Raw genomic sequence first — 26211 nt, forward strand, 5'->3', positions numbered from 1 at the left:
GGTCCGCCCGGTGTCAGGCCGCCTCATGCAGACGGCAGTCGATGTCCAGGTCCAGTTCATCGTACCCCAGAATGTCCAGCACGACGGCGTCACCGCGTTCCATGGCCGGCATCCCATTGATCCGCGTGACGAAGGGCGCGCAGGACAGCCTCACCAGATTGTCGCGCAGCACGTACGCCCCCACTTCTTTGATGCGCTGCTGTTGCAGCCAGCGGATGCACCAGTAGCGCTCCATCGACGACTGGAAATCGCCCCAGAGCGTGTACTGCGAATCGAAGGCCCCGATGATGGCGTACAGGTCGGCGTCCTTGGGTTTGAACGGAGCCACCAGGCGCGCCGAGACACCATGCTCGGCGGCGGCCATGATCTGGCCCTGGTTGATCAGGTCCACATAGCGGCGCAACGGTGAGGTGGCCCATGCGTACTGCTGCACTGCAATGGACTCGTGCGGCAGCGGCTGGGTGGACATGCGGGTACGTCCCATCTGCTGCGAGCGGAAGATGCCAGGCACTCCGTGCTGCGCTAGCAGGGCCGCCCATTGGCTATTGGCCAGGATCATGTATTCGGCCACCAGTCGCTCCAGTGGCGCGTTGCGCTGGCGCGGGATGAGTTGCACGATGGAATTCGGGTCGTCTGGCGGACCTTCGATCTCGAAGCTGTATTCGACCCGGTCGTTGTTTTCGGGTCTGCCCCGCACGTGGTCGCGCACGGCCGTGCGCTTGAGCGCAAAGTGCCATAACGGACGCAGCCAGTGGGCGTAAGGGACGGTCGCGGACGGATCGGTCAGTGCGGCTTCCGTGATCTCGTTGTTGAGCACGTCGTGGCGCAGGTTGCCGGTTACCCTGATGCGCTCGAGCCTGGTTTCGGTCTGCAGAATTTCGCCGTCTTCCATGCGGCCGGTGACATAGAGCGACAGCGCCGGGCGCCACTGACCCTCGTCCAGCGAAAACGCGGCAATCAGTTCACGGGGCAGCATGGGGATTTTCTCGCCCGGCATGTACACGGTCGACATGCGGGTACGCGCCATGTCGTCGAACTCGCTGCCGCGCGGGATGGCCAGCGACGGCACGGCAATGTGGATGCCGACACGGATCGTGCCGTCGTCGGGCAATGTCACTGACAAGGCGTCGTCGATTTCGATGGTGCTGGAATCGTCGACCGAATAGACCTCAATGTCGTTTTGCGGCAGGTCGGCTCCCCAGGGCTGGGTCGCCACTGGTGGCCACTCGGTGCCCTTGGGAAAATGGGTGGACAGGAACCGCTCGCGCCGCATGGCCAGCGGGTTGGGCCAGACGCCCAGCGTCAGGAGCAGTTTGTCGGCCGACACGTTCAACTGCTGCAAGGCAGCGTCGAAGGCCTTCCATTCCTGGGTGTTTTTATCCGGGTGATCGAGAAACGAGCGCGCCACGGGCTGCAGCGCTTCCGGCAATTTTCCGGCGACCAGGTCGTCAGTCCACTGTTGCTGCAGTTCGGCCTGGCGGCGCTTCTTTTCGATGGCGGCCAGCGCGGCTTGCAGGATGTCAGGCGGTGCAGGGCGGTACGTGCCGCGTCCGCGGCGATGAAAATAGGCGGGCGCTGCCGACAGCGCCATCAGCAGCGCTGTTTTTTCCAGCGCGCCGGGGGCGTGACCAAAATAGTCTTCGGCCAGCGATGCCACCTCGAACTCCTGCTGTGGCGCGCATTCCCATAGAAACGGGATATCCAGCGTGGCCGCGAGCGCTTCGGCTTGCGACAGCAGCACATCAGGGGCCGGCTGCTCAAAGGTGAAGAGCACCGTGTTGCGCTTGATCTTGCTGCGCTTGCCGCTGGCCGACTCGACCTGCAGTGAGGTCTCTGCCTCGGAAAACAGGGTCTCGGCCTTCAGTTTGCCAGTGTCTTCGTAGAGAACGTACATGATGGATGTGAAAAACTCAGTGGGTCTGGCGATGGGCGAGACCATCGAGCAGTGTTTGGTGAATGCCGCCGAAGCTGCCGTTGCTCATGACCAGGATGTGGTCACCCGGGCGTGCAACGCGGCAGACAGCTTGCGCCAGCGCCTGCAGGTCCGACCCGGACCAGAGCCGTTCGCCCAGCGGGGCCAGCACCTTGGCCGGGTCCCAGCCCAGCGCCTGTTTGCCGTGGGTGGCTCCGTAGCAGAAGGTCAGGTCGGCGTCGGCAAGCGCGGCCGGCAGCTGCGCTGCCATGGTGCCCAGTTTCATGGTGTTGGAGCGGGGTTCGATGACGGCCAGGATGCGTGCAGCGTGCCCTACGCGTCGGCGCAGGCCGTCGAGGGTGGTGGCAATGGCGGTGGGGTGGTGTGCAAAGTCGTCGTAGACGGCCACGCCGTTGACGGTGCCCCGCAGTTCCAGTCGTCGGCGTACGCCTTGAAAGGCATTCAGGGCACTGATGCTGTCTTGCACCGAGATGCCCGCATGGCGGGCTGCAGCGATGGCCGCCAGGGCATTGGACTGGTTGTGCGTGCCAGCCATTGCCCAGTCCAGCGTCCCCTCCCGCTGTCCGTCAAAGACGATGTCACAGCGTTGACCGTCGTCCGTCAGCGGGCGAGCCTGCCAGTGGCCTCCGGGACCGAAAGTCTCGATCGGGCTCCAGCAGCCCTGGGCGATCACGCGGTCCAGAGCAGCGCTCGTCGCCGGACGGATGATGCAGCCCGAGGCCGGGATGGTGCGCACCAGGTGATGAAATTGCGTTTCGATGGCCGCCAGGCTCGGGAAAATGTCTGCGTGGTCGAATTCGAGGTTGTTCAGAATTGCTGTGCGTGGGTGGTAGTGCACGAACTTCGAACGCTTGTCGAAAAAGGCCGTGTCGTATTCGTCGGCCTCGATCACGAAGTGGGTGTGGCCGGGTTGAAAGCGCGCCGAAACCTGCAGGTCGGGGGCTACGCCACCGATCAGAAAATTGGCGGGGTGACCCGCATGGTCGAAGATCCAGGCCAGCATGGAGCTGGTGGTGGTCTTGCCGTGCGTTCCTGCCACGGCCAGCACATGCTGGCCGCGCAGCACGTGGTCGGCCAGCCACTGCGGGCCCGAGGTGTAGGGCAGGTTGCGATCCAGAATGGCTTCCATGAGCGGGTTTCCCCGGCTCACCACGTTGCCTACGATGTAGAGGTCGGCGCCCAGCGCGAGCTGGCTCGCGTCGAAGCCCTCGGTGAGCTCGATGCCCTGCTCTTGCAGCTGCGTGCTCATGGGCGGGTAGACGCCGGCGTCGCAGCCGGTGACTGTGTGGCCGGCCGAGCGCGCGATGAGCGCGAGGCCGCCCATGAACGTGCCGCAGATTCCCAGTATGTGTACGTGCATCGATTCCTCCGGGGGGTATTGTAGAGGCTCGCACGGGGAGAGTTTGACGCCGTCTGCGCACGCGGGTAGTCTGCCATGCGGAATGAACGCTCGTGGAGCGGAGGCAGTATGGACAGGCGGGACTTTCTTCGATGCGGCAGTCTGGCGGCGCTGATGCTGGCCGGATCAGCAGCACAGGCGTTTTCCCTGCCGCCTGATCCGGTCTTTGGTCGTTCTTTCGAAGACCTGCAAGGGCGGCAAATGTCGATGGCCGGGTATGTCGGGCGCCCGGTGGTGCTCAATTTCTGGGCCAGTTGGTGTGCTCCTTGCGTGCGCGAAATGCCCATGCTCGAAGCACTGCATCACAGTCATCCCCAGCTTGTCATCGTGGGCGTGGCGATCGATACGCGTTCCAACGTGCAACGGTTTCTGCAGAAAGTGACCGTTTCGTATCCTTTGGTACTGGGTGGCACCGACGGGATCTCCCTCATGCGCACCCTCGGCAACAAAGGGGGTGGCCTGCCTTTTACGGTCTTCTTCAATTCAGGGGGCCGCGCTTCCAGCATGGTGTTGGGCGAGCTGACGCCGGCGACCCTGGATGCGCGCTTGTCGAAGATACTTTAGGTTTCAATGGGGTGCGCGTACGCTTCATTGCGCCGGTTTTTAGTGGACAAATCGCGGCCTTTAGCGTAAAAAGACGCTTTGAAAGGCTTGGCGCCCGGGTTCGTGGCCGGGTGGCGGTACCTTGAGGAGCACTCGTACAGGTATTCATGGGCTTTTTCTATCGCCGTCGAAGACGCTCCGAAATACCGGTGCCGCGGATTCAATGTCCGTCGCATCAGGAGCGGGTCGACGGCCTATTTTATTTATCACGCACAATTCAATGATTCAGAGGCTTACGGTGCCCGTGAGCCAGCACACAGGACTCAATTCTCATGGATCTCAGAAAACTGAAAACGCTGATCGACCTGGTGGCCGATTCGGGGATTGCTGAACTCGAAATCACCGAAGGCGAAGGCAAGGTCCGCATCGTGAAGTTCTCGCAGACTCCCGTGATGGCTGCCGCCCCTGTGATGGCCGCGGCGGCACCCGTCGTGGCAGCAGCGCCTGTGGCGGCCGAAGCCGCCGCGGCACCGACCGTGCAAGGTCACCAGGTAAAGGCCCCCATGGTCGGGACGTTCTACCGCGCGCCCAACCCCAGTGCGCCCGCCTTTGTGGAAGTCGGCCAGTCGGTCAAGGAAGGCGACCCTCTGTGCATCATCGAGGCGATGAAGCTGCTCAATGAAATCGAAGCCGACAAGTCCGGCGTCATCAAGGAAATCCTGGTCGAAAGCGGCGAGCCTGTCGAGTACGGCCAACCCCTCTTCATTATTGCCTGAGCGCCATGTTTGAAAAAATTCTGATCGCCAACCGCGGCGAAATCGCGCTGCGGGTGCAGCGCGCCTGCCGAGAGTTGGGCGTCAAGACGGTCATGGTGTATTCCGAAGCCGATCGCGAAGCCAAGTACGTTCGCCTGGCCGACGAAGCCGTCTGCATCGGGCCTGCTTCGCCGCGCGACAGCTACCTGAACATCCCGTCTCTCATCTCGGCTGCCGAGGTGACCGACGCCGAGGCCATCCACCCCGGGTACGGGTTTCTGTCCGAGAACGCCGATTTCGCCGAGCGCGTCGAAAAGAGCGGTTTCGTCTTCATTGGCCCACGCCCTGAAAGCATCCGTACCATGGGCGACAAGGTGCACGCCAAGCAGGCCATGATTGCCTCAGGCGTGCCGGTCGTGCCCGGGTCTGATGGCGCACTTCCCGAAGACCCCAAGGAAATCCTGCGGATTGCCAAAGAGGTTGGTTATCCCGTCATGATCAAGGCAGCAGGCGGAGGCGGCGGGCGTGGCATGCGGGTGGTCTACACCGAGGCCGCGCTGCTCAATTCCGTGGCCATGACGCGCACCGAGGCTGGTGCTGCCTTCAATAATTCCGAGGTCTATCTCGAAAAATTCCTCGAAAATCCTCGCCACATCGAGATCCAGATCATGGCCGATGGCGAGGGCAAGGCCGTCTGGTTGGGTGAGCGCGACTGCTCCATGCAGCGCCGCCACCAGAAGGTCATTGAAGAAGCGCCTGCACCCGGCATCGACCGGGCACTGATCGAAGCCATTGGCGAGCGGTGTGCTGAAGCCTGCCGCCAGATGCGCTACCGTGGCGCAGGCACCTTCGAATTCCTGTACGAGAACGGCGAGTTCTTCTTCATCGAGATGAACACCCGTATCCAGGTCGAACACACCATCACCGAGATGATCACGGGGCTCGATCTCGTGCAGTGGCAGATCCGGGTGGCTGCAGGTGAAAAATTCACCTTGCGTCAACGCGACATCCATTTGCATGGGCATGCCATCGAGTGCCGTATCAACGCCGAAGACCCGCACAAGTTCACGCCCAGTCCGGGCCGCATCACCAACTGGCACGTGCCGGGCGGGCCGGGCGTGCGCATGGATTCGCACGTCTTCACGGGTTATACGGTGCCTCCGTATTACGACTCGCTCATTGCAAAGCTGATTGCTTTTGGCGATGATCGCCAGCAGGCCCGCATGCGCATGGACATTGCTTTGTCCGAGATGATCGTGGAAGGCGTCAAGACCAACATCCCGCTGCATCGCGAGCTGCTGGCGGATGCCAACTACATTGCCGGTGGCACCAGCATTCATTATCTGGAGCACAAGCTGGCCGGCCAGGCAGCCTGAGGTCGCCATGCGAGAGTTGGTACTGAGCTGCACCGAGCAACAAGCCGAGTTCTGGTCCGACAGCTTGCTCGAAGCCGGGGCGCTCTCCGTGTCGGTCGAAGACGCAGACGGCGATACGGTGCACGAGCAGCCGCTGTTTGGTGAACCCGGGCTCGAGCCCGAGGTGCAGGCCTGGCAGCGCAATCGGCTGGCAGCGCTGATCGCCGATGGCGAAGACCCCGCGCATTTCGTGGCGTATCTGGCGCAGGCGGCTGCAGTGCCTCCCGAACAGATCCGTTGGTCGGTGCGCGAAGTCCCCGATGCCGATTGGGTCCGGCTCACGCAGTCTCAGTTCGGCCCTATCGTGGTCGGGGATCGCATCTGGATCGTGCCCAGCTGGCACCGCAACGACACGCATGTGCCCACTCCGGAGACGCAGTCGGGCGTGGTGCGCATCGAGCTCGACCCGGGGCTTGCCTTTGGTACGGGTAGCCACCCCACGACCCATCTGTGCCTCGAATGGCTCGCACAGCACGTGCGCGGCGGTGAAACCGTTCTGGACTACGGCTGTGGTTCGGGCATCTTGTCGATTGCAGCCCGCTTGCTGGGTGCTGGCCAGACGCACGCGGTGGACATCGACGAGCAGGCTGTGCTGTCGACGCGGCAGAACGCAGCAGTCAACCACGTGCAGCTGGATGCCTGTCTGCCCGACGGCCTGGCGGCCGGAACCAGCGCTCTTGTGGTGGCCAACATCCTGTCCAACCCCTTGAAAATGCTGGCACCCATGCTGTGCTCCCGGGTGTCTCCGGGCGGACATCTGGTCCTTTCGGGCGTGCTCGAACGCCAGGCCAGTGAAGTGGCAGAGGTCTATGCGCCCTGGTTGCTGCTGCGGGTCTGGGCCACGCGCGAAGGCTGGGTGTGCCTGGCAGGGCGCAAGCCCGACTGAGGGCGCAAGCGTATGGATCTGACCACACGCTGCCCCAACTGCGGCACTGTCTTTGAGGCAAGCCTCTCGGATCTGCAGCTGCGCAAGGGCTATATCCGCTGTGTGCAGTGCGCCCATATTTTCGATGGCTATGCCGAAGTCGTACGGGAGCCGACGCAGCCCGGCGGCATGGCCGCCGGTGAGCTCGATGCAGCGCCGCCGCGCGGCCCGGAGCCCATTCCGACCCGAGCATCGGTGCCGGAACCAGGGCCGGAACCTGAAGAGGACTGGGATGCGCCGCCACAAGTCATTCGGGCAGGGCGTTCGTCCCTGCATGGTTCATCGTCTGTTCGAGACCCGGAGTTCCGGGTGGGCGTGGCTCCTTGGCCCGAAGACGGTCCCCGTGCGAGCGACTGGAATGAGCCGCACGTAGGGTCGTCCGCAGATGAATCGGGCATGGACTCCGATCCACTCTCGTGGGACGAAACTCCCGCCGCGGGTGGCCGAGGTTCCATCGTCGTGGAGCCGCACCCGGCCCGCTCCGCAGGGGGGTCTGCTGCGCCCTTGCTGCAGCCGGATCGCCCTGAAGGGCTCTGGTCTGCGCTCGTTCGATTTTTTTCGATGGTGTTGCTCAGCCTATTGGTGGTACTGTTCGTGGCGCAGCTCGTCTACGTCTATCGGGCCAGAATCGCGCAGTTTGCGCCCAGCGTGCGGCCGTTGCTGGAGCGCGTTTGCGTACCGCTGCGCTGCCGCGTGCCTTACGCGCGCGACATCAATCAAATCGTCGTGACGGGCTCGGCGCTGCAGGTGGCCGACACGGTACCGGCCTCGCCATCCGGCGGCCATGGCAGTGGCGCCACGTCTGCACCGGATGCCGATCAGCATTTTGTGCTGCAGGTCACCTTGCGCAATCAGCTCGGACAGCCGCAAGAATGGCCCATGCTGGTGCTGGATCTGAAAGACGGTTCGGGCACCTTGCTGGTTCGGCGCAACCTGACACCGGCCGAATATCTCGGGCCGACCATGAATGGCCAGCCTTTTGCCGCGCATAGTGAAGCGCTCTTGCGTGTTCCCCTGACCCTGAGTGGCGTCCGTATCAACGGATACCAGCTGGATCTGTTCTTCCCCTGAGGTTTCAATGTCCAAGGAAGTTCTTGTCTGTGGCTCCATTGCCTTTGACACCATCGCCGTCTTCGAAGGGCGATTCCGTGATCACATTCTCGCGGACAACATCCGCTCGCTGAGCGTGTCGTTCTTTGTTCCCACACTGCGCAAAGAGTACGGGGGCTGTGCCGGAAACATCGCCTACAGCATGAAGCTGCTGGGGGGACATCCGGTACCGGTGGGCACCGTGGGCCAGGACGCCGACGACTATCTGCAGCGCATGCGGGACATGGGGATCGACACTCGGATGATCCGCGTGCTGGCCGATGCCTATACGCCGCAGTGCTACATCACCACCGACCAGGATGGGAACCAGATCGCGTCCTTTCACCCGGGCGCCATGCTGCGTTCGGCTGAAAACGATCTGACGGGCCAGAAGGCGGCCTGGGGCATTGTGTCCCCCGATTCCAAGGATGGCATGTTCGCCCACGCCGAACGCCTGCATGCGGCTGGCATTCCGTTCGTGTTCGATCTGGGGCAGGCCATGCCGCTGTTCCAAGGTGAAGACCTGCGCCGCATGTTGGGCATGGCCTCGATCCTCACCGCGAACGACTATGAAGCCAGCATCATCGTCGACCGCACCGGCGAATCGCTGGAGTCGATTGCCGCGGGCTTGAAAGCCGTGGTAGTCACGCGCGGGGGCGAGGGTGCGTCGCTGTACACGGCTTCAGGGCGCGCGGATATTGCGCCCGTCCCGGTCAGTGCCGTCGTCGACCCCACCGGTTGTGGTGATGCGCACCGCGCGGGCCTGCTCTATGGGCTGGTGAACGACTGGTCCCTGCATGACGCCTGCTGTTTGGCGAATGTCATGGGGGGCTTTAAAATCGGCAGCCAGGGTTCACAGAACCATCGCCCGTCACGTGCTGATATTGCGGCTGCCTTGCAGGCCCATTATGGCGTGAAGGCCAATTTTCCGGCCTGAACGGCACATCGTTACTCAGGAGTCTGTCCATGGCGATCCCCACTTTTGGTTTCCGTTCTTCTCGTTGCGTTCGTGTACTGGCCGCCGCGGGGTTGTCGCTGTCTGTGCTGGCGCTGGCGGGCTGCGCCAGCCAGTCGGCTTCCAGTTCGGTGTACACCTACGGGCAGGCTCAGCAGGAGCAGATCGTCCGTTACGGTACGGTCGTATCGGTGCGGCCTGTCACCATTCAATCGAATCAGTCCTCGGGCGTAGGCGCCATTGGGGGCGCTGCATTGGGCGGTGTGGCAGGCAGTGCCATCGGCGGTGGCCGCGGGCAGATTCTGACGGCCATTGGGGGCGCCTTGCTGGGTGGCCTGGCTGGCAATGCCGTCGAAAATCAGGTGGGCAAGACGCAAGGTCTTGAGATCACCGTACGCCTCGATAACGGTGAAACCCGCGTCATTGCACAGGCCGCCGACGTTCCACTCAGTTCAGGGCAGCGCGTGCAGGTCATCAGTGGCGGCGGGCCCACGCGTGTGGTGCCCATGTAATTTTGGGTATTGCCACAACAAAAAGGCCCGACGGATGTCGGGCCTTTTTGTTGTGGCGGGTGAGGGAAATTCAGAGGCCGAAGGTTGAAAACGCCAGGTGGCTGAGCACCATCATCAGGACTTGTGCGATCACCAGCAAGATAAGCGGTGAGAAGTCCAGGCCTCCGGTGCGCGGCATGGCACGGCGGATGGGGTCCAACAGCGGCGCCGTCAGCGTGTAGAGCACCGGCATGATGGGCGAAAGCGGATTGACCCACGACAACACGGCCTGGATCAGCGTGATCCACACGATGACGTTGAAGAGCCATTTCAGGCTGATGAGCAGGCCTGTGAGCAATAGCGGTACCGTGGAGGTTGCCGAGGGCAAGCTACCCATGGCCAGGAGCCAGGTGAGCAGCAGGTAGACAATGGCTGAAATCCAGCAGGCGATGATGCTGGGCCAGTCGAATCGCCCACTGGCCGGAATGGCGCGGCGGATGGGCTGTACCAGCCAGTCGGTCACGCGCAAGATGGCTTGCGAGTAGGGGTTGAAGGGGTGCAGGCGGATGGCGTAGATCCACGCACGCAGGATCAGCGCGATTCCGAAGAGCTGGAAGAAGATGTCGATCAGGAAGAGGAGGATGTTCTGTACCATGCAGTGCTCGTGTGGCCGACGGGCCGTGTGGGTGCGCGCCTATTGTCGCATTGTCGCATTCAGCAAAACGGCCCGGCAAGTTGCCGGGCCGTTTTGCTGCGTCATGGATAGACGCAAGAGGGCTTAGGGCCGCTTGGAGACCGGGAAGGGCCATGAGCCCGCAGGGTTGCTGTCCGTGCGTGCTTCCGGGGCTGCGCCTGCGGGCTTTGTGGCCTTTTTGGCGACAGGTTTCTTGGCGGCTGGCTTTGCGGCGGCCGGCTTTTTGGCAGCAGCTGCGCTTTTTGCAGCCGCAGACTTTGCCGGAGCCGCCTTGGCGGCGGGCTTTGCAGCAGCGGCCTTTTTGGCAGCCGGCTTTGCTACAGCGGCCTTTTTTGCCGCGGGTTTCTTTGCCGCGACTTTAGCTGCTGTTTTCTTGGCGGCCGGTTTGGCTGCTGCTTTTGCAGCTGGTTTGGCGGCGCTGGCCTTGGTGGCGGTTTTCTTGACCGCTGCCTTTGTTGCAGGTTTTGCAGTACCGGCCTTTTTGGCGGGTGCTTTGACTGCTACTGCTTTTTTGGCGGCGGGCTTTGCTGCCTTGGCTTTGGCCGCTGGCTTGGCTGCGGCTTTGGTAGTTGGCTTGGCGGCCGCTTTTTTGACGGCAGCTTTGGGGGCGGACTTCGGACTGGATGCCTTGGCTACAGGCTTTTTGGTGCTGGCTGCAGGTTTGGCTGCAGCTGCTTTTGCAGGCTTGGTTGTGGCGGGTTTCTTGGCGGCTTTGGATGCCGCCGCGGTGGCCGCTGTGCCGGCCGGTTTGCGGGTTGCCATTTTCATGCTCCTGGAGGTCGGAAGAAAACGTCCACCCATTTGACATGACCCCCACCGCGGGGTGCGGCCCATTTCAAATGGCGCAGGCATGCAATATGAAAATATCGCATGCCTTCCAGTCTATCTTAAGGTGTTGCGCGGACCAAGCATTATTGCGGGTGATTGGCCGTTTGCCGATGATTTCTGGCGCAGCCTGTCTCAAAAAAGTTGCGTTCGCGCGCGCCTTACCAATGCAGAAAGAACATGGCTTTGGCGAGGAACACGATCAGAATCACGTGCGTGAACACGCTGAGATGGATCAGTTTGAAATGGCGGGATTTCAGGCGGCCTGTGCCACTGAGCGTCATGGCGGTGATGAAGTGCGCGAGCACGCTGATCGCCAGGATGATCTTTATCCAGAGCAGCGTGGCGAAGCTGCTGCCCAGCGGGTGCGCGAGTTCGGCCCGGAACTGCCAGGCCATGCCGAGCCCTGCGCCAAAGAGCACGAGGATGACGAAGGGCATGATGCGGCGCGCCCTGCGGCCGATGGCGAGTTCTACGTTGCGCATGGTTTCACGCCCCAGCGGCTCGCGGATACCCTCCAGGATGGTGACCTCGAAGAACACCGTGCCCACGAAAAATATGGCGGCGTACAGATGCAATGTCTGCAGTATGGAATGGCTCATGTCGTTAGAATAAGGCGAACTGGCCCTGTGCCAGTTTTCAAAAAATTGTAGGTCTCAAGCGTGTCACTCGAACATCATGGGCGTGTGGGCTTGGGGAATTGAATGACTTATGTCATGAATAGGAGTCAAACCGTGCGAACCGTTCGTCTGCTGCGCGGGCCCTTGAGTTTATCGGTGTTGGTGGCGTTGGCAGCATGCGCCCCCACCACGCCACCGGCTAGGGCTCCCGAACAAACTCAGGCCAAGGCGCCGCCCGCCTGTGTGCCTGCACGAGCGGGCGACCCCGTGGTCGGGAACTGGCTGTCGGTGACCTCCGAGAAAGGCTTGGCCGGTTCTTTGCGCACGCTCTACACGCTCAATGCCAATGGCACGATGAATTATGTCGAGCAGGTCAAGCGTCCTCGTGCGCCCTCGCAAGGTCTGTATGAGGCCGGGTGCTGGACGCACGAAAGCCAGACGGTGGTGTTGCGCACACTGCAGTCCAACGGGGTGCCTGTCGATCTGAACGACCCCATCTATATCAACCGCTACCGCGTGAGCCAAGCCACCGCAACCGAGCTGCGGATGCTGGGCCCGAATGGCGCGGTGCGTCTCAGGCGGATGTCGCCGGGCTATCGCCTGCCATTCTGATGAGCGTCGAAGCGCCTCGGCACTAGATCGTTGAGCCCAGGCGCTCGAGCACGGTGGTGCGGCCCAGCAGATTCAGCACGGCGCCAATTGACGGTGTGTGCTTGCGTCCCGTGACAGCCACGCGCAGCGGGATCGCGAGCTTGGGCATCTTGACGCCGCGGTCTTTCAGGATGCTCTTGATGAGTGCATCCAAGCTGGCTTCGGACCAGTCTTGCAGCGCGCTTGCCTGAGTGTGGAATTCGCGCAGCAGAGCAAGCGCATCGGTGTCCAGCACTTCGGTGCGCAGTGCGTCGTCGGCCGGTACGTAGGCACCACAAAACAGCATGGCCCCTTCGGCCAGGTCTTCCAGGGTTTCGCTGCGGTCACGCAATAGTGCCAGCACGGCGGGCAGGTCGGTCGTCGCCGACGGGTCGCCGCCACGTTCGCGGATGCGGGGTGTGACGCGGGCTGCCAGGTCGTCGAGCGCCAGCTCACGCAGCCAGTGGGCGTTGACCCAGTTCAGTTTCTTGGGGTCCCACTGCGCGGCCGAGCGACTCAGGTGCGCAGGGTCGAACCATTTGATGAATTCTTCGCGTGTGAAGAGCTCGTCGTTGCCGTGGCTCCAGCCCAGGCGCGCCAGATAATTCATCATGGCCTGTGGCAGGTAGCCCAGGCGATCGTATTCCATGACGCTCACGGCGCCGTGGCGCTTGGAGAGCTTTTCGCCATCGGGCCCCAGAATCATGGGGACGTGCCCGTAGTGCGGGATCTCGGCGCCCAGTGCGCGCAGGATGTTGATCTGCCGTGGCGTGTTGTTGACGTGATCATCGCCTCGGATGACGTGCGTGATTCCCATGTCCCAGTCGTCAACGACGACGCAGAAGTTGTAGGTGGGGGTACCGTCTGGCCGAGCGATGATGAGGTCATCGAGCTCCGCGTTGTCGATGCTGATGGGGCCCTTCACCAGGTCGTTCCAGGCGGTCGCGCCTTCCAGCGGGCTGCGAAAGCGCACCACCGGCTTGATGCCCTGTGGAACGGGGGGCAAGGTCTTGCCCGGCTCGGGGCGCCAGGTCCCGTCGTAGCGGGGCTTGGCGCCGATGGCGCGGGCGCGCTCACGCATGGCTTCGACTTCGGCGGGCGTGCTGTAGCAGTAGTAGGCGGTGCCCTGCGCCAGCATGTCTGCGATGACGGCACGGTACCGGTCCATGCGCTGCATCTGATAGAACGGGCCTTCGTCGGGCTGCAAATCCAGCCACTTCATGCCGTCCAGAATGGCCTGTACGGCCTGCGGCGTAGAGCGTTCCAGATCGGTGTCTTCGATGCGCAAGATGAAGGTACCGCCAAAGTGGCGCGCAAACGCCCACGAAAACAGGGCAGTGCGGGCACCCCCCAGATGCAGGTATCCGGTGGGAGAAGGGGCAAAGCGCGTGCGCACAGGGCGCGTCGAAACGTCGGTCATGGTCGGAGTCGGAGTGCAGGTGCGGCCAGCGCGTCTGCAGCTAGTAAAATCAAGGGAACAATCTGCCATTTTAAGGGGGCCGCCGGCAGCGCGTGCGAAACGCCCTGCTCACAGCCACTTGCGGCATCACCCAGGATCTCATTTCATGTCGCGTCACCGTCTGGCGGCTCTGTTCGAGCCGCGTTCACTGCTCATTCTGAGCTCTCACGAACTCCCGGTCGTTCAGTCGACCCCCGAGCAGCTGCAGGGCCGAATCGCCGATTTCCGCATTCAGCCGGATGGTCGCTGGCGTCTGCCTGCCAACCGGCTGGGTTTTTTGCAGGACGGGCAGCGTCTGGACATGGCGCTGCTCAGCGTCGACCCGGCTCAACTGCCTCTGGCGCTGGCGGCGTTGCGGCCGCATCATCCGCGAGCGCTGGTGTTGTTGCCGCACGAAATTCCCTCTGCTGACCCGCGGCGTGCGCGCGCCGAGTGCCAGGCCTGGGGGCGGCAGAACGACTGCCTGGTCCTGGGCCCGGGTGCACTGGGGGTGCAACGCCCGCACCTGAGTCTGAATCTGAGTCTGGACCCGCGCGCGGCCCCCGTGGGGCGCGTCGCGCTGGTCGCACAATCCCGCATGATTGCAGCGGCCGTCATGGATTGGGCGGGCGACATCCAGCTGGGGTTTTCGGCTGTGGTTTCGGCGGGCGATGCCGAAGGCGTGACGGTGGCCGAGATCCTGGAATACCTCGCCATGGATTCCCGCAGCGACAGCATCGTGCTGTACCTCGAAGAGGCCGATTCGTCGCGGCATTTCACCAGCGCACTCATGGCGGCGGCCAGCGTCAAGCCGGTCATCGTGCTCAAGGCGAACCCGCCCGGCGCGGTGCAGGATCTCGAGGCCGACCGCGTCTTCGACGCGCTGTTGCGTCGCACGGGGGCGGTGCGCATCCGGTTTTTCGTGCAATTGTTTTCGGCCCTCAAGGTGCTGGTGCATGCGCGGCAACAACGCGTGCGTCGGGTGGCGCTGCTTTCGAATGGCTATGGTGCCGCGCACCTGGCGCTGGATGTCATGGGTGGCAATGGCCCCCTGCTGCGCGCCGATCTCACCACACAAACGCGACGCGATCTTGAGGCCTTGCTCGAGCCCGGTGCCAGTGTGGACAACCCCGTCGTCAGTCATGCGCCCCTGACGCCCGAGCGTCTGGGCAAGACGCTGGCGCTCGTGGCGGGCGACGCCAATGTGGATGGTGTGCTGGTCTTGCTTGCGCCCGATGCCTTGTCCGACATGGAGGCAGCCAGCGACGTGCTGGCGCAGTTTTCAGAGTCTGCCGCAAAACCCATTGTGTCGTGCTTTCTGGGCGATGCCGCCATGCGGCCTTTGCGGCACAGGTTGGACGCGGTGGGGTTGCCTGCTTTCCGCACGCCCGAATCTGCCGCCAATGCGCTGGGTATTCTAGCCACCTATCACTACAACCAGACCTTGGCGCAGCAGGCCTTGCCGCCTGAAATGCTCAATCGCCCGCCTCGGCTCGACGAGGCCCGGACGTTGATCTCGGACGCGATCATGTCGGGGCATGCCAGTCTGGATGCCGCTGGTAGTCGCTGGCTGCTGGACTGTTTTCACGTGCCTGTCGTCTTTGACGAACAGCGTACGCCCGGTGAGACACCCGCAGCCATTCCCATGGCAATCCGTGTGGGTCAGGATGCCCATTTTGGGCCTTACATTCAATTTGGCCCAGGTGGGCGTTATGCCCAGCTGGTGACGACACAGCGCAATATCGAGCTGCCACCGCTCAATACCTACCTGGCGCGTCAACTCATCCAACGGGGGTCTTTCTGGACCCGGGTGCTCGAGCGTGAACTGACCTCCGCCGTCTTCGATCGCCTGCGCGACACGCTGGAGCGCATTTCAGAAATCGTGAGCGAACTGCCCGGAGTCAAGACGCTGACGGTAGACCCATTGTGGTCGGACGACACCAGCCTTTTTGCAGGGGGCGTGCACGTCACGCTCGACCCCGACTACGATGGCGAGCGTCCAGAGAATCGCGCCTATCGGCATATGGCGATCCATCCCTATCCGCGCCGTCTGGTGCGGTCCATGGTGACGGCCAGTCAACAAGAATGGCTGTTGCGCCCGATCCGCCCTGAGGACGCCACCTTGCTGCAGGAGTTCATCCGCGGGCTGTCGGACGAATCGCGCTATATGCGCTTCGTGTCCATGCTGCGCGAACTCACGCCCCGGATGCTGGCCCGCTATACGCGCATCGATTACGACCGCGAGGTAGCGCTGGTGGCGACGGCACAAGTGTCCAACGCCGAGAACCGGGGGCTGCTGCGCGAGCGCATCGTGGGCTTTGCCCACTGTCTGCGCAATGCCGATGGCCAGGGGGCAGAATACGCGCTGGTCATTGCCGACGACTGGCAGCGGCGCGGGTTGGGCGAGCACCTCATGCAGAGCCTGATTCAGGTGGCGCAGCGCCAGCAGCTCGATTACATCGAAGGGGTGGTGCTGGCCACGAACCGGCCCATGCTGGGGCTGATGACCCATCTGGGGTTCCAGAACGATGCCGAGGCGGATGACCCCACCATGCGGCGGGTGTGGCTGGATCTGCGCAAACGGCGCGAGTAGGCCGTGGTGCGGCAGTGGTCTTGAGGCAATGTGACGCGCCTGGGGTTGCAGCCTACTTTTGCGGCGGGCTGAACAGTGCGATCAGAAACGCACGGATGTCTTCAAGCTCTTGTGGGTGCACGGCGTGCGGCATGGGGTAGGTGTGCCATTGCACCGGCTGGCCCAGCGCCGTGAGTAGGTCGCGGCCGGTTTCGGCGAAGGTGATGGGTATGACGGGGTCTTGCGTGCCGTGCGCCATGAAGATCGGCGTCTGTGCGTTGATCGGGTGGCGTTCGGCGGCGGTGGTGTGGCGCAGTGGCAGGTATCCCGACAGCCCGACCATGCCCGCCAGGCGGCGTTCGAAGCGCAGCCCGGTGTAGAGTGCCGTGGCACAGCCCTGAGAAAACCCCGCGAGCACGATGTGTTCTGACGGCACGCCGCGTGCGCATTCCTGCTTGATGAGGCCTCCGATGGCCTGGCGTGCCGTGCGGATGCCGGCGATGTCTTCGCGCGAGTCGCGCTGCAGACCGTAGGCGTCGTACCAGGCGCGCATGGGCATGCCCTGATTGAGCGTGACAGGGCGCACGGGTGCATGGGGGAACACGAAGCGCAGCGCCGGCAGGCCGTCGCCAGTGAATTCGGGGACAATGGGTGCGAAGTCATTTCCGTCTGCCCCCAGCCCGTGCAGCCAGATGATGCTGTGCGTCGGGTTGGGGCCGGTTTCGCGTTCCAGCGTCTCGAGCGGGATATCCATCAGCGTGTCTCGTCCTTGAAATCAAGTTTTTTCAGGGTCTGGAACAATGCGCGGTAGTGCTTGCGCACCGGTTCCCGGCCCTCCGGCAGTGCGGCATTGTCGCGTGCCTCTTTGCGGGCTGCCCGGATCTGTGCCCGTAGCGCCTGGATGTCCAGGCCCGGGAAGCTGTCCAGCAGGGAAGTCAGGGCGTCGTCGCTGTCCATCAGCCGATCACGCAGCGCTTCGATGCGCTGCATGGCGCGCGCTTGCGCCTGTGACCCGTTGGCCCATAGGTCGAGCTGGGCGCGCAGCGCGGGCGCGTCGGCCTGACGCATGAGCTTGCCCACGTAGTGGGTTTGCCGCCGCAAGCCTTCGTGGCTGCGCGTGCGTTGGGCCAGATCGATGGCGTCGCGCAGGCTTTCGGCCAGCGGCAGCTGATCCAGCTGCGACGCTGGCAAGGCGATGAGCTCGCGGCCCAGATCCAGCAACGCGTGCATGTCGCGCTTGACCTGCGACTTGCTGGGAGGGAGATCCTGCAGGTCGGAGGATTCCGTTGACGTAGGGTCCATGGTTGAAAGCATAAAATGACTGATCAGTGGTTATGATAACCGTCTGGATTTTTGCGGATTGCGCATGAACGACTCTACCGAAGATTTTCTGGACATCCCCGCACAGCAGGCGCGGTTTCGTGAACTGGTCACGGACGTGCTGCAGCGTGCGCGCAAGGCCGGTGCGACCGATGCGGCCGCCGAAGTCTCCGAGAGCCGAGGGCTCTCGGTGGCGGCCAGGCAGCTGGCAGTCGAAACCATCGAGCAGACGCGCGACCGGTCGCTGGCCGTCACGGTCTTTGCCGGCCAGCGTCGCGGTTCGGCGTCCACATCCGATTTTTCTGCAGACGCACTGCAGCGCACGGTTGATGCGGCCTGGCACATCGCGCGCTATACCGCCGAAGACCCGGCGGCAGGCCTGCCCGAACCCGATCAGCTGGCGCTGCATTACCCGGATCTGGATCTGTATCACCCATGGGCCATCGATGCCGAGGGCGCCAAGCGCCTGGCCATTCGGGCCGAGCGGGCTGCGCTTTCGACCAGCCGCGACATCACCAATACGGAAGGCGCCTCGGTGGATGCCACTGAAGGCCACTTCGTGCTGGGCAATTCCCGGGGGTTTCTAGGCGGCTATCCGTATTCGCGCCACAGCCTGTCGGTAGCCCCCATTGCGGGGCGTGGCGATGGCATGCAGCGCGATTTCTGGTATACGTCGGCGCGGCGTGCCGAAGACCTGGCAGATCCCGCCGAAGTGGGCCGTTACGCCGCCCAGCGGGCGCTGTCGCGCCTGCATGCGCGGCCAGTCAAGACGGGCCGCTACCCGGTGCTCTTCGAAGCACCTCTGGCCGTGGGGTTGCTGGGCGCGCTGGTGCAGGCCGCCAGTGGCGGAGCCTTGTATCGCAAGGCAAGTTTCCTGCTCGATGCCTTGGGAACCCCGGTATTGGCCGATCACCTCGATGTCATCGAGAACCCCTATATCCCTGGAGCTCAGGGGAGTTCGCCCTTTGACGCCGAAGGTGTCCGGCCACAGGCCCGCCGAGTAGTGGGCGGGGGCGTGCTCGAAGGGTACTTCCTGTCTACGTACACCGCGCGCAAGCTGGGCATGGCCACGACCGGCAATGCCGGCGGCTCGCATAATTTGAGTCTGCGTTCGCAGCGGACGCAAGCGGGTGACGATCTCCCCGCGCTCTTGCGCAAGATGGACACGGGGCTTCTGGTCACCGAGCTCATTGGGCAGGGCGTGAACTATGTCACGGGGGATTATTCCCGGGGCGCGTTCGGGTATTGGGTGCAGGGCGGGGTGATCCGCCACCCGGTGCACGAAATCACCATCGCGGGCAATCTGGCAGAGATGTTCCGAGGCATGGTGGCCGTGGGCGCGGATGTCTACGGACGCGGCGCCAAATCCACGGGGTCCATCTTGATCGATCAGATGGCGGTGGCGGGGCAATAGAGGGCGGGAGGGCGCGACGCGCAGATTGCGGGGTAAGCTGGAGGCCGCCGCGCTACGGTGGAGAGGCTGGACGACTGACACAGCGCGCGGGCGGGTAGGCCAGTGCTGGGTGCTGCCGAAGGGAGGGTGGGAGTCGTCAGCGGACATGTTTGAGCCGCGCAGCGGCGAGTTTGTCCGCTGCCACCCGGACGAGGAAGACCCAGGAAGCCCGAAGGGCCACTGGCCGTAGCCTGCGTGCTGTGTCAGTCGTCCAGCCCGGTTTCACATGAGACCAAAATTCCAGGTACAATTGTCGGATTTCCGTTTGAATCCATGTCTGTACGGGTTGCGCTTAGGGATGCAAAACTGAAGCCATGAAACCCAGACGGGCAGGGTTGTAGCGGCGGAAATAGCAGCAGCAATCTTCACTTTAATTTTCAGGTAAAACCCATCATGAAGACCTTTGTGGCCAAGCCGCATGAAGTCAAGCGTGAATGGTTTGTGATCGACGCCAAGGGTAAGATCCTCGGCCGTGTGGCCAGCGAAGTCGCACGCCGCTTGCGTGGCAAACACAAACCAGAATTCACTCCCCACGTAGACACTGGCGATTACATCGTCGTCATCAACGCCGCCGACATCGTCGTTTCGGGCGCCAAGACGACCGACAAACGCTACTATCGCCACTCTACCTACCCGGGCGGCATCTACGAAACCAGCTTCCAGAAAATGCAACAGCGTTTTCCGGGCCGCGCCCTGCAGAAAGCCGTCAAAGGCATGCTGCCCAAAGGCCCTCTGGGCTACGCCATGGCCAAGAAGCTGAAGATCTACGCCGGTGCCGAACATCCGCACAGTGCGCAGCAGCCGCAAACCCTGGACATCTGAGGATAGGCCATCATGATCGGTAATTGGAACTATGGCACTGGCCGCCGCAAGACGTCCGTGGCCCGCGTCTTTCTCAAGAAAGGCACTGGCAAGATCGTCGTCAACGGTCGTCCGGTAGACGAATACTTCGCCCGCGAAACCGGCCGCATGGTCGTGCGCCAGCCACTCGAAGTCACCAACCACCTCGAATCGTTCGACTTTCACGTCAACGTCACGGGCGGCGGTGAATCTGGCCAGGCCGGTGCCGTGCGTCACGGCATCACTCGCGCGCTCATCGACTACGACGAAACGCTGAAGTCCCCGCTCAAGCAGGCCGGGCTCGTCACGCGTGACGCTCGCGAAGTCGAGCGCAAGAAGGTCGGCTTCCACAAGGCCCGTCGGCGCAAGCAGTTCAGCAAGCGCTAAGCATCGGCCGGCAACGGCTCATGCGACAAAAACCCCGGCCTTCGCGTCGGGGTTTTTGCGTCAAAGAAGTCCTTGCTGCAAGCGGGCCGGTGCGGGAGGCGCAGGCTGGTCTGGCCTACAATAAAGGATCATTTTGCTGTTTTGACGGCAGGGGCTGGCCTCTGCTCTTTCACAAGGTTCACCTCCATGACGCAAGACACCCCATCGCGCATCAAAGTTGGCATCGTTGGTGGCACCGGCTACACCGGCGTCGAACTCTTGCGCCTGCTCTCGCAGCACCCGCGTGTGGACCTGCACGCCATCACCTCACGCAAGGAATCAGGCCTGCCGGTGGCGGACATGTTCCCCAATCTGCGTGGTCACGTCGGCCTGTGCTTCCAGACACCCGAAGAAGCCGCGCTCGATCAGTGCGACGTAGTGTTCTTTGCCACGCCCCATGGCGTGGCCATGGAACAAACTCCGGCCTTGCTCAAGCACGATGTGCGGGTGATTGATCTGGCGGCAGATTTCCGGCTGCAGGACGTCGATACCTTTCAAAAATGGTACAAGCTGCCGCACAGCTGCCCTGCCGTGCTGCGCGACGCCGTCTATGGCTTGCCCGAGCTGGACCGCGAGCGCATCCGCAAGGCCCGGGTGGTGGGCAATCCGGGGTGCTATCCCACGACCGTGCTGCTGGGGCTCGCGCCCGTGTTGCAGGCAGCGCAGCCGCTGGTGGACGTCGCCCACATCATTGCCGATTCAAAATCCGGCTTGTCGGGCGCGGGTCGCAAGACCCAGGTGGGGTCGCTGTTTTGCGAGGCGTCTGATAATTTTGCGGCGTATGGCGTGGCCGGGCACCGGCATCACCCTGAAATCACCGAGTGCCTGAACCGCATTGCAGGCGTGCCGGTGAGCGTCACCTTTGTGCCGCATCTGGTGCCCATGATCCGCGGCATGTTCTCCACCCTGTATCTGCGCATTTTGCCGGATGCCATGCAGACCGATTTTCAGGCGCTCTACGAAAAGCGCTATGCGGGCGAACCCTTCGTCGACGTCATGCCGGCTGGCAGCTTGCCGCAGACGCGTTCGGTGCGGGCCTCGAACATGCTGCGTATTGCCGTGCATCGCCCGGGCGATGGCGATACGCTGGTGGTACTGGTGGTGCAAGACAATCTGGTCAAGGGGGCGGCGGGTCAGGCTGTGCAGAACATGAATCTCATGTTCGGCTTCCCGGAAACCACCGGCTTGCAGCAAGTGGCCGTGTTGCCGTAAGGCCCAGCGTTCAGGAGCGATCATGGCAACGAATCAAAATGGGCGAGGTGGCCTGAGCAGCTGGTTGGTACGGGGTCTCTCGCGCCTGCTGGTGCTGATTCTCGCTTTCGTAGTGGGGGCGGTGGTCATGCACGTCGGCATGCACTCGGGCGACCGTGAACACATCAAGGCGCTGCAAGTGCAAAACACCGAGCTGCAAGACCATCTCACTCAATCGCAGGCGGCGCTGGCGGCCTTGACGAGCCAGAGCAACGTGCAAGATGGCACGCAGCGTACGCTGCAGGACAAGGTCACCGAGCTGCAGCAGGCCCTGGGCAACACGCGCGACCAGTTGTCTTTCTACGAACAGTTGTTGCCGGCGGGGCCGGCGGGGTCTGTCACGGTTCGGGCTTTCGACGTCCAGCCCGAGGGCGATTTTCTCCACTATCGGGTGCTTCTGACACGCAGCGCGCCAGACTCGTCCGCGCCCCTCAAAGGGCGTCTGCGGTTCGTGGCCACGGGCCGCCAGAACGGCAAGACCGTGCAGATTCCCTTGAGCGCTCCGCAAAGCGACGGAGCCCCGGCGGCGGGCGCGGCCTCTGCTGATGCCGCTCCTGCCAACGTTGCAACGCCTGCAGCATCCGATCACGCCCCTGCCCCTGCCCCTGCAATGGCCAGCGCTTCGTCTGCGTCGCCCAAGACAGCACCCGCTGCGCCGGTTGATCCCCTGGCGCTGGACTTCGATCAATATCAGCGCAGCACGGGCGTGCTCGAGAAAATCCCCGGGCTCATGATTCAATCGGTGCGTGTTGACGTGCTCGAAGGCGATACGGTGCGCGCGTCCCAAAGCGCCATCCCAAAGGCGGCATCCGCCGCGAACCCACCGACGGGAGCATCACAATGACTCGTGTAGCACAGACCGATCTGCAGACCGCTCCAGGCCTGCCCACGCTGACCGATGCGGCTGCGGCCCGTGTGCGTACGTTGCAGCAGGAGTGCAGCAACGCGGCGCTCAAGCTGCGCGTGTATGTCCAAGGCGGCGGCTGTTCCGGCTTTCAGTATGGGTTTTCCATGGAAGAAGCCGTGCACGACGACGACACGCTGGTCGAATGTGCGGGCGCTACCCTGGTGGTCGATGCACAGAGTGCGCCTTTTCTCGCGGGGGCACGAGTCGACTGCCAGGAAGATCTCTACGGAGCACAGTTCGTCATCGACAACCCCAACGCCCAGAGCACCTGCGGTTGCGGCTCTTCGTTCGAGCCCTGACTCAGGCAGGGTACAGGCAGCCAGCGATACTCGCATGGCGCGCGCCTGTCACTTCGGGCCAGCAGGCCGCCTTTTGGTGCAGGCAGGCTTGTGCCAGCCAGGCAAAGGCCAGCGCCTCGACCGTCTGGGCCGGCACCCCATAGGTATCTGTCGTGGTCAGTGGGCAGGATAGCTGCCGGGCCAGCGCGTGCATGAACCCGCGGTTCAGTGCCCCGCCGCCACAGGCAAGGACTTCCTGAGTCTCGGGCGCATGGGTCTGGATGGCATCGACGATGGTCGTGACGGACAGCTGCAGCAGTGTGGCCTGCACGTCGGCGTCGGACACCGTGATCGGCAAAGACTTCAGATGCTTTTGCAGCCAGCTCAGATTGAACAGGTCGCGACCCGTGGACTTGGGCGGCACCGTGTTGAACCAGGGCTCCGCCAGCAGCAGGTCCAGCAGCATGGGATTGCAGCGTCCCCGCGCCGCCCAGGCGCCGTCGCGGTCAAATGGCTGCCCCAGGTGTTGTTGTATCCAGGCATCCATCAGCATGTTGGCGGGGCCTGTGTCAAAGCCCCGCACCGGAGCGCCAAGGACGGTCAGGTTCGCAATCCCCCCCAGGTTCAGGACCGTCCGGCCGGCATTGCGGCCAAAGCGCGCGGCGTGGAACGCCGGGACCAGTGGCGCACCTTGCCCTCCGGCTGCCACGTCGCGGCTGCGAAAATCCGCCACGACCGCCATGCTGGTGAGCTCGGCCAGCCGTGCGGGGGCATTGATCTGGATCGTATAGCCGTCTTGCGGCGCGTGGCGCACGGTCTGGCCGTGTGACCCCACCGCTCGTACGGCCGTGGCGGGCAAACCTGACAGGCGCAGCAGCTCGGCGCAGACGGCAGCGTAGGCGTCGACCAGGCCCAGGGCCGCCCGGGCACTGCGAGCCAACTCGTCGGGGCCTGAGGTATTCAGCGCCAACAGCTGTTCGCGCAAGGGGCCTGCCAAGGGCAGGCTGGTACTGGCCAGCACTCGGATGCCGTCGCCGGCCAAATCCGCCAGCACGCCATCCACACCATCCGTACTGGTGCCCGACATCAGGCCGATGTAGATCTCGGACATAGACAGACCTTGGGTCAGCGTTCGGCTACCTGGATGCGACTGTTCTGCAGCGCGGCCAGCATCTGGATGTCAGGCTGGTAGTGTGCCACCAAGGCACGGAAGCTTTTCTGGTCGGCGGGATCCAGCGGCTGTGCCACCGGTAGCGCCACCGACAGCGGATCGACCGGCTTGTCGTTGATGCGGAACTCGTAGTGCAGGTGTGGCCCGGTTGCCCAACCCGTCTGGCCTACGTAGCCGATCAGCTGGCCCTGCTGCACGTGATCGCCCTTGTGCAGCCCCGCTGCAAAGCGGCTTTGGTGTGCATAGAGCGTGGAATATTGGCCAAAGTTCTTCAGGATGATGACATTGCCGTAGCCGGTTTGCTGGCCGATGAAGGCCACCGTACCGTCCGCCGTGGCGTGGATGGGCGTGCCCGCAGGCGCCGCATAGTCCACCCCCTTGTGACCCACCCATTTTTTGTGGATGGGGTGCATGCGCATGCCAAAGCGCGAGCTGATGCGGGTGAACTTGATGGCCGTCTTCAGGAATGCGCCCTTCAGGCTCGCGCCCGAGAAATCGTAATAGCCGCTGTTGCCGTGCGAGTCGTCGAACCATACGGCGCTGTAGGTTTTGCCGCCGTTGATGAATTCAAGAGCGCGAATACGTCCGGTGCCCACTTCTTCGCCGTCGTGCGTGTAGGCGTCGTACAAAATGCGGAAGCGGTCACCCTTGCGCAAATCCTTGAGGAAGTCGATGCGACTGCCCATGATGTCGACCATTTCCATGGTGACGGCGTCCGGGATGTGCGCTTCGTCGGCTGCGCCAAACAAAGAACTGCTGATTTCGCCTTCGGCGACGCGCAGTTCCCGGGAGGCGGCGACAGTCTGTTCCTGCGCCGTGAAGTTGCCTTTTCCGTCGGGGCGGACCTCGAGCCACGAGGAATCCACGCCTGATTTTGCACTGCTGCCTGGCGTATGCGAATAGCGCAGCCAGACCAGTCGGTTCTGGTTGTCCAGCGCCGCTTCAATGGTGCGGCCGGGGTAGAGCTTGTAGATGGACCGTGCGCTGTTGTCGTGGGTCAGGAATGTGAGCAGACCGTCTTCGTTCACGCCCAGACGTGCAAGCAGATCGGAGACCGTGTCGCCGCGTCGGATGCGAGTCGAGGCAATGAAGGGCGCCGGGTTCCTGGCCGCCGGGCTTCCCATGGGAGGCAGATCCAGCGTCTGGCGCGCGTGAAAAATGGGTTCGGGTGGGGCGGACGGTCGGACAACAGCCAGTGCGGCAGCAGTCAGAAACAGACCCCCGGCGGCAATCAGCAAACTACGTGTGACATGACGGGAGGAGTGTGTCTGCTGTTCATCAGGCATCATGGGCAAGGCGTCCGGAGGATTTCTGGTGTGCGCAAAATCTGCTGATGGGCTCTGCTAACATGGAGCCCTTTCGTTCAGTTCCGCGACGAATGTGTTGTACAGAAGCTGCAAAGGCACGTTATGCTAGCGCATAGCGCGTGCTTTTTCGAGCCGTGTTTCAATTTTTCTCGTAAAAACCTATATCATGTCGTCCCCCACCAGCCCTGTAGACCCCCAGATCGCCAGTGATCTGCGCGTGGCACAGCGGGGCTGCGACGAACTTCTCGTCGCTTCAGAATTCACCAACAAACTCGCGCGCAGCCGCGCCACTGGCGTGCCGCTGCGCATCAAACTGGGCCTTGACCCCACGGCGCCCGATATTCACCTGGGTCACACGGTGGTGCTCAACAAGATGCGCCAACTGCAAGACCTGGGGCATACCGTCATTTTTCTGATTGGCGATTTCACCGCGCAGATCGGCGATCCCAGCGGACGCAACGCCACCCGCCCGCCGCTCACGCCCGAGCAGATTCACGAAAATGCCAAGACCTATTACGCGCAGGCCAGCCTGGTGCTGGACCCATCCCGTACCGAGATCCGCTACAACTCCGAATGGTGCGACAAGCTGGGCCCTCGCGGGCTGATTCAACTGGCCTCGCGCTATACCGTGGCCCGCATGATGGAGCGCGACGACTTCACGCGCCGCTTCAAGGGCGGCATCCCCATCTCGGTGCACGAATTTCTGTATCCGCTGCTGCAAGGCTATGACTCCGTTGCCCTGAAGGCTGACCTGGAGCTGGGCGGCACCGACCAGAAGTTCAACCTGCTGGTAGGGCGCGAACTGCAAAAAGAATACGGCCAGGAGCCCCAGTGCATCCTGACGCTGCCGCTGCTCGAGGGCCTCGACGGCGTCAACAAGATGTCAAAGTCTCTCGGTAATTACATCGGTATCGAAGAGCCGCCCGGTGAGATGTTCGGCAAGGTGATGTCCATTTCGGACGAACTGATGTGGC

Annotated in this window: 26 protein-coding genes; 16 read left to right on the forward strand and 10 right to left on the reverse strand. The window is 63.0% G+C overall.

Annotated features, from left to right (window positions below; translation table 11 throughout):
* Window positions 1-13 precede the first annotated feature (13 nt).
* Together VF285_RS01900 and mpl are read right to left on the reverse strand one after the other, a co-directional pair.
* Window positions 14-1894: a ribonuclease catalytic domain-containing protein gene (locus VF285_RS01900; RefSeq protein ID WP_346950912.1), complete on the reverse strand. Its 1881-nt coding sequence runs from the start codon at window positions 1892-1894 to the stop codon at window positions 14-16.
* Between the two features lie 16 nt (window positions 1895-1910).
* The gene (mpl, locus tag VF285_RS01905) at window positions 1911-3293 is read right to left on the reverse strand and encodes a UDP-N-acetylmuramate:L-alanyl-gamma-D-glutamyl-meso-diaminopimelate ligase (protein WP_346950913.1); all 1383 of its coding nucleotides are present in this window, start codon (window positions 3291-3293) and stop codon (window positions 1911-1913) included.
* A gap of 108 nt (window positions 3294-3401) precedes the next feature.
* Here mpl and VF285_RS01910 point away from each other — a divergent pair, with 108 nt between their 5' ends.
* The 7 genes from VF285_RS01910 to VF285_RS01940 all read left to right on the forward strand — a co-directional run bounded on the left by VF285_RS01910 (window position 3402) and on the right by VF285_RS01940 (window position 9526).
* Entirely contained in the window at window positions 3402-3896 is a 495-nt protein-coding gene (locus VF285_RS01910) for a TlpA disulfide reductase family protein (RefSeq protein WP_346950914.1), read from the forward strand.
* 311 nt (window positions 3897-4207) lie between these two features.
* The gene (gene accB, locus VF285_RS01915) at window positions 4208-4651 is read left to right on the forward strand and encodes an acetyl-CoA carboxylase biotin carboxyl carrier protein (protein WP_346950915.1); all 444 of its coding nucleotides are present in this window, start codon (window positions 4208-4210) and stop codon (window positions 4649-4651) included.
* A gap of 5 nt (window positions 4652-4656) precedes the next feature.
* Entirely contained in the window at window positions 4657-6006 is a 1350-nt protein-coding gene (gene accC, locus VF285_RS01920; RefSeq protein WP_346950916.1) for an acetyl-CoA carboxylase biotin carboxylase subunit, read from the forward strand.
* Window positions 6007-6013: 7 nt separating this feature from the next.
* Window positions 6014-6931 (forward strand): 50S ribosomal protein L11 methyltransferase, encoded by a 918-nt coding sequence (gene prmA / locus VF285_RS01925; protein ID WP_346950917.1) that lies wholly within the window; start codon window positions 6014-6016, stop codon window positions 6929-6931.
* 12 nt (window positions 6932-6943) lie between these two features.
* Entirely contained in the window at window positions 6944-8041 is a 1098-nt protein-coding gene (locus tag VF285_RS01930) for a zinc-ribbon and DUF3426 domain-containing protein (RefSeq protein ID WP_346950918.1), read from the forward strand.
* 7 nt (window positions 8042-8048) lie between these two features.
* A complete protein-coding gene (locus tag VF285_RS01935) occupies window positions 8049-8996 on the forward strand; it encodes a carbohydrate kinase family protein (protein WP_346950919.1) in 948 nt (315 codons plus the stop codon).
* A 29-nt stretch (window positions 8997-9025) separates the two neighbouring features.
* Complete coding sequence (locus VF285_RS01940; RefSeq protein ID WP_346950920.1) at window positions 9026-9526, forward strand: glycine zipper 2TM domain-containing protein; 501 nt, start codon at window positions 9026-9028, stop codon at window positions 9524-9526.
* A gap of 70 nt (window positions 9527-9596) precedes the next feature.
* Here VF285_RS01940 and VF285_RS01945 read toward each other — a convergent pair whose 3' ends face one another.
* From VF285_RS01945 to VF285_RS01955, 3 genes are all read right to left on the reverse strand, one after another.
* Window positions 9597-10160: a YggT family protein gene (locus VF285_RS01945; protein ID WP_346950921.1), complete on the reverse strand. Its 564-nt coding sequence runs from the start codon at window positions 10158-10160 to the stop codon at window positions 9597-9599.
* Between the two features lie 123 nt (window positions 10161-10283).
* Window positions 10284-10961, reverse strand: a complete 678-nt coding sequence (locus VF285_RS01950) for a histone (protein WP_346950922.1) — start codon at window positions 10959-10961, stop codon at window positions 10284-10286.
* Window positions 10962-11185: 224 nt separating this feature from the next.
* Window positions 11186-11626, reverse strand: coding sequence for a hypothetical protein (locus VF285_RS01955; protein WP_346950923.1), 441 nt, complete (start codon window positions 11624-11626; stop codon window positions 11186-11188).
* 132 nt (window positions 11627-11758) lie between these two features.
* Here VF285_RS01955 and VF285_RS01960 point away from each other — a divergent pair, with 132 nt between their 5' ends.
* On the forward strand, window positions 11759-12256 hold the full coding sequence (locus VF285_RS01960; RefSeq protein WP_346950924.1) for a hypothetical protein: 498 nt from the start codon (window positions 11759-11761) through the stop codon (window positions 12254-12256).
* Window positions 12257-12278: 22 nt separating this feature from the next.
* Here VF285_RS01960 and gltX read toward each other — a convergent pair whose 3' ends face one another.
* On the reverse strand, window positions 12279-13694 hold the full coding sequence (gene gltX, locus VF285_RS01965) for a glutamate--tRNA ligase (RefSeq protein ID WP_346950925.1): 1416 nt from the start codon (window positions 13692-13694) through the stop codon (window positions 12279-12281).
* A gap of 145 nt (window positions 13695-13839) precedes the next feature.
* Here gltX and VF285_RS01970 point away from each other — a divergent pair, with 145 nt between their 5' ends.
* On the forward strand, window positions 13840-16305 hold the full coding sequence (locus VF285_RS01970; RefSeq protein ID WP_346950926.1) for a GNAT family N-acetyltransferase: 2466 nt from the start codon (window positions 13840-13842) through the stop codon (window positions 16303-16305).
* A 52-nt stretch (window positions 16306-16357) separates the two neighbouring features.
* Here the strand turns inward: VF285_RS01970 and VF285_RS01975 are convergent, their stop codons facing one another.
* Together VF285_RS01975 and yjgA are read right to left on the reverse strand one after the other, a co-directional pair.
* On the reverse strand, window positions 16358-17038 hold the full coding sequence (locus VF285_RS01975) for an alpha/beta hydrolase (protein ID WP_346950927.1): 681 nt from the start codon (window positions 17036-17038) through the stop codon (window positions 16358-16360).
* Window positions 17038-17598, reverse strand: a complete 561-nt coding sequence (yjgA, locus tag VF285_RS01980) for a ribosome biogenesis factor YjgA (RefSeq protein ID WP_414648044.1) — start codon at window positions 17596-17598, stop codon at window positions 17038-17040. The genes VF285_RS01975 and yjgA overlap by 1 nt, the downstream gene beginning before the upstream one ends.
* A 52-nt stretch (window positions 17599-17650) precedes the next feature.
* On the opposite strand from yjgA, the gene pmbA reads away from it, so the two are divergent.
* The 6 genes from pmbA to erpA all read left to right on the forward strand — a co-directional run bounded on the left by pmbA (window position 17651) and on the right by erpA (window position 22780).
* Window positions 17651-19018, forward strand: a complete 1368-nt coding sequence (gene pmbA / locus VF285_RS01985) for a metalloprotease PmbA (protein WP_346950929.1) — start codon at window positions 17651-17653, stop codon at window positions 19016-19018.
* 432 nt (window positions 19019-19450) lie between these two features.
* Complete coding sequence (rplM, locus tag VF285_RS01990) at window positions 19451-19879, forward strand: 50S ribosomal protein L13 (protein ID WP_346950930.1); 429 nt, start codon at window positions 19451-19453, stop codon at window positions 19877-19879.
* 12 nt (window positions 19880-19891) lie between these two features.
* Window positions 19892-20284: a 30S ribosomal protein S9 gene (rpsI, locus tag VF285_RS01995; RefSeq protein WP_346950931.1), complete on the forward strand. Its 393-nt coding sequence runs from the start codon at window positions 19892-19894 to the stop codon at window positions 20282-20284.
* A 186-nt stretch (window positions 20285-20470) separates the two neighbouring features.
* Window positions 20471-21535 (forward strand): N-acetyl-gamma-glutamyl-phosphate reductase, encoded by a 1065-nt coding sequence (gene argC, locus VF285_RS02000; protein WP_346950932.1) that lies wholly within the window; start codon window positions 20471-20473, stop codon window positions 21533-21535.
* Between the two features lie 22 nt (window positions 21536-21557).
* A complete protein-coding gene (locus tag VF285_RS02005) occupies window positions 21558-22418 on the forward strand; it encodes a DUF6776 family protein (protein ID WP_346950933.1) in 861 nt (286 codons plus the stop codon).
* A complete protein-coding gene (erpA, locus tag VF285_RS02010; RefSeq protein WP_346950934.1) occupies window positions 22415-22780 on the forward strand; it encodes an iron-sulfur cluster insertion protein ErpA in 366 nt (121 codons plus the stop codon). The genes VF285_RS02005 and erpA overlap by 4 nt, the downstream gene beginning before the upstream one ends.
* Before the next feature lies 1 nt (window position 22781).
* On the opposite strand, the gene VF285_RS02015 is transcribed toward erpA, so the two are convergent.
* Window positions 22782-23870: an anhydro-N-acetylmuramic acid kinase gene (locus VF285_RS02015; protein WP_346950935.1), complete on the reverse strand. Its 1089-nt coding sequence runs from the start codon at window positions 23868-23870 to the stop codon at window positions 22782-22784.
* A 14-nt stretch (window positions 23871-23884) separates the two neighbouring features.
* The gene (locus VF285_RS02020) at window positions 23885-25219 is read right to left on the reverse strand and encodes a M23 family metallopeptidase (RefSeq protein ID WP_346950936.1); all 1335 of its coding nucleotides are present in this window, start codon (window positions 25217-25219) and stop codon (window positions 23885-23887) included.
* A gap of 184 nt (window positions 25220-25403) precedes the next feature.
* On the opposite strand from VF285_RS02020, the gene tyrS reads away from it, so the two are divergent.
* On the forward strand, window positions 25404-26211 hold an 808-nt coding region (gene tyrS / locus VF285_RS02025; RefSeq protein ID WP_346950937.1), incomplete at its 3' end, for a tyrosine--tRNA ligase.

This window comes from Castellaniella sp. (assembly GCF_036379515.1).
In the GTDB taxonomy this organism is placed as follows: domain Bacteria; phylum Pseudomonadota; class Gammaproteobacteria; order Burkholderiales; family Burkholderiaceae_B; genus Castellaniella.

Bases quoted from the DNA above. Each gene is read 5' to 3' on its own strand.
- VF285_RS01900 (WP_346950912.1), bottom strand. From the start codon at position 1,894: ATGTACGTTCTCTACGAAGACACTGGCAAACTGAAGGCCGAGACCCTG.
- mpl (WP_346950913.1), bottom strand. From the start codon at position 3,293: ATGCACGTACACATACTGGGAATCTGCGGCACGTTCATGGGCGGCCTC.
- VF285_RS01910 (WP_346950914.1), top strand. From the start codon at position 3,402: ATGGACAGGCGGGACTTTCTTCGATGCGGCAGTCTGGCGGCGCTGATG.
- accB (WP_346950915.1), top strand. From the start codon at position 4,208: ATGGATCTCAGAAAACTGAAAACGCTGATCGACCTGGTGGCCGATTCG.
- accC (WP_346950916.1), top strand. From the start codon at position 4,657: ATGTTTGAAAAAATTCTGATCGCCAACCGCGGCGAAATCGCGCTGCGG.
- prmA (WP_346950917.1), top strand. From the start codon at position 6,014: ATGCGAGAGTTGGTACTGAGCTGCACCGAGCAACAAGCCGAGTTCTGG.
- VF285_RS01930 (WP_346950918.1), top strand. From the start codon at position 6,944: ATGGATCTGACCACACGCTGCCCCAACTGCGGCACTGTCTTTGAGGCA.
- VF285_RS01935 (WP_346950919.1), top strand. From the start codon at position 8,049: ATGTCCAAGGAAGTTCTTGTCTGTGGCTCCATTGCCTTTGACACCATC.
- VF285_RS01940 (WP_346950920.1), top strand. From the start codon at position 9,026: ATGGCGATCCCCACTTTTGGTTTCCGTTCTTCTCGTTGCGTTCGTGTA.
- VF285_RS01945 (WP_346950921.1), bottom strand. From the start codon at position 10,160: ATGGTACAGAACATCCTCCTCTTCCTGATCGACATCTTCTTCCAGCTC.
- VF285_RS01950 (WP_346950922.1), bottom strand. From the start codon at position 10,961: ATGGCAACCCGCAAACCGGCCGGCACAGCGGCCACCGCGGCGGCATCC.
- VF285_RS01955 (WP_346950923.1), bottom strand. From the start codon at position 11,626: ATGAGCCATTCCATACTGCAGACATTGCATCTGTACGCCGCCATATTT.
- gltX (WP_346950925.1), bottom strand. From the start codon at position 13,694: ATGACCGACGTTTCGACGCGCCCTGTGCGCACGCGCTTTGCCCCTTCT.
- VF285_RS01970 (WP_346950926.1), top strand. From the start codon at position 13,840: ATGTCGCGTCACCGTCTGGCGGCTCTGTTCGAGCCGCGTTCACTGCTC.
- VF285_RS01975 (WP_346950927.1), bottom strand. From the start codon at position 17,038: ATGGATATCCCGCTCGAGACGCTGGAACGCGAAACCGGCCCCAACCCG.
- yjgA (WP_414648044.1), bottom strand. From the start codon at position 17,598: ATGCTTTCAACCATGGACCCTACGTCAACGGAATCCTCCGACCTGCAG.
- pmbA (WP_346950929.1), top strand. From the start codon at position 17,651: ATGAACGACTCTACCGAAGATTTTCTGGACATCCCCGCACAGCAGGCG.
- rplM (WP_346950930.1), top strand. From the start codon at position 19,451: ATGAAGACCTTTGTGGCCAAGCCGCATGAAGTCAAGCGTGAATGGTTT.
- rpsI (WP_346950931.1), top strand. From the start codon at position 19,892: ATGATCGGTAATTGGAACTATGGCACTGGCCGCCGCAAGACGTCCGTG.
- argC (WP_346950932.1), top strand. From the start codon at position 20,471: ATGACGCAAGACACCCCATCGCGCATCAAAGTTGGCATCGTTGGTGGC.
- VF285_RS02005 (WP_346950933.1), top strand. From the start codon at position 21,558: ATGGCAACGAATCAAAATGGGCGAGGTGGCCTGAGCAGCTGGTTGGTA.
- erpA (WP_346950934.1), top strand. From the start codon at position 22,415: ATGACTCGTGTAGCACAGACCGATCTGCAGACCGCTCCAGGCCTGCCC.
- VF285_RS02015 (WP_346950935.1), bottom strand. From the start codon at position 23,870: ATGTCCGAGATCTACATCGGCCTGATGTCGGGCACCAGTACGGATGGT.
- VF285_RS02020 (WP_346950936.1), bottom strand. From the start codon at position 25,219: ATGATGCCTGATGAACAGCAGACACACTCCTCCCGTCATGTCACACGT.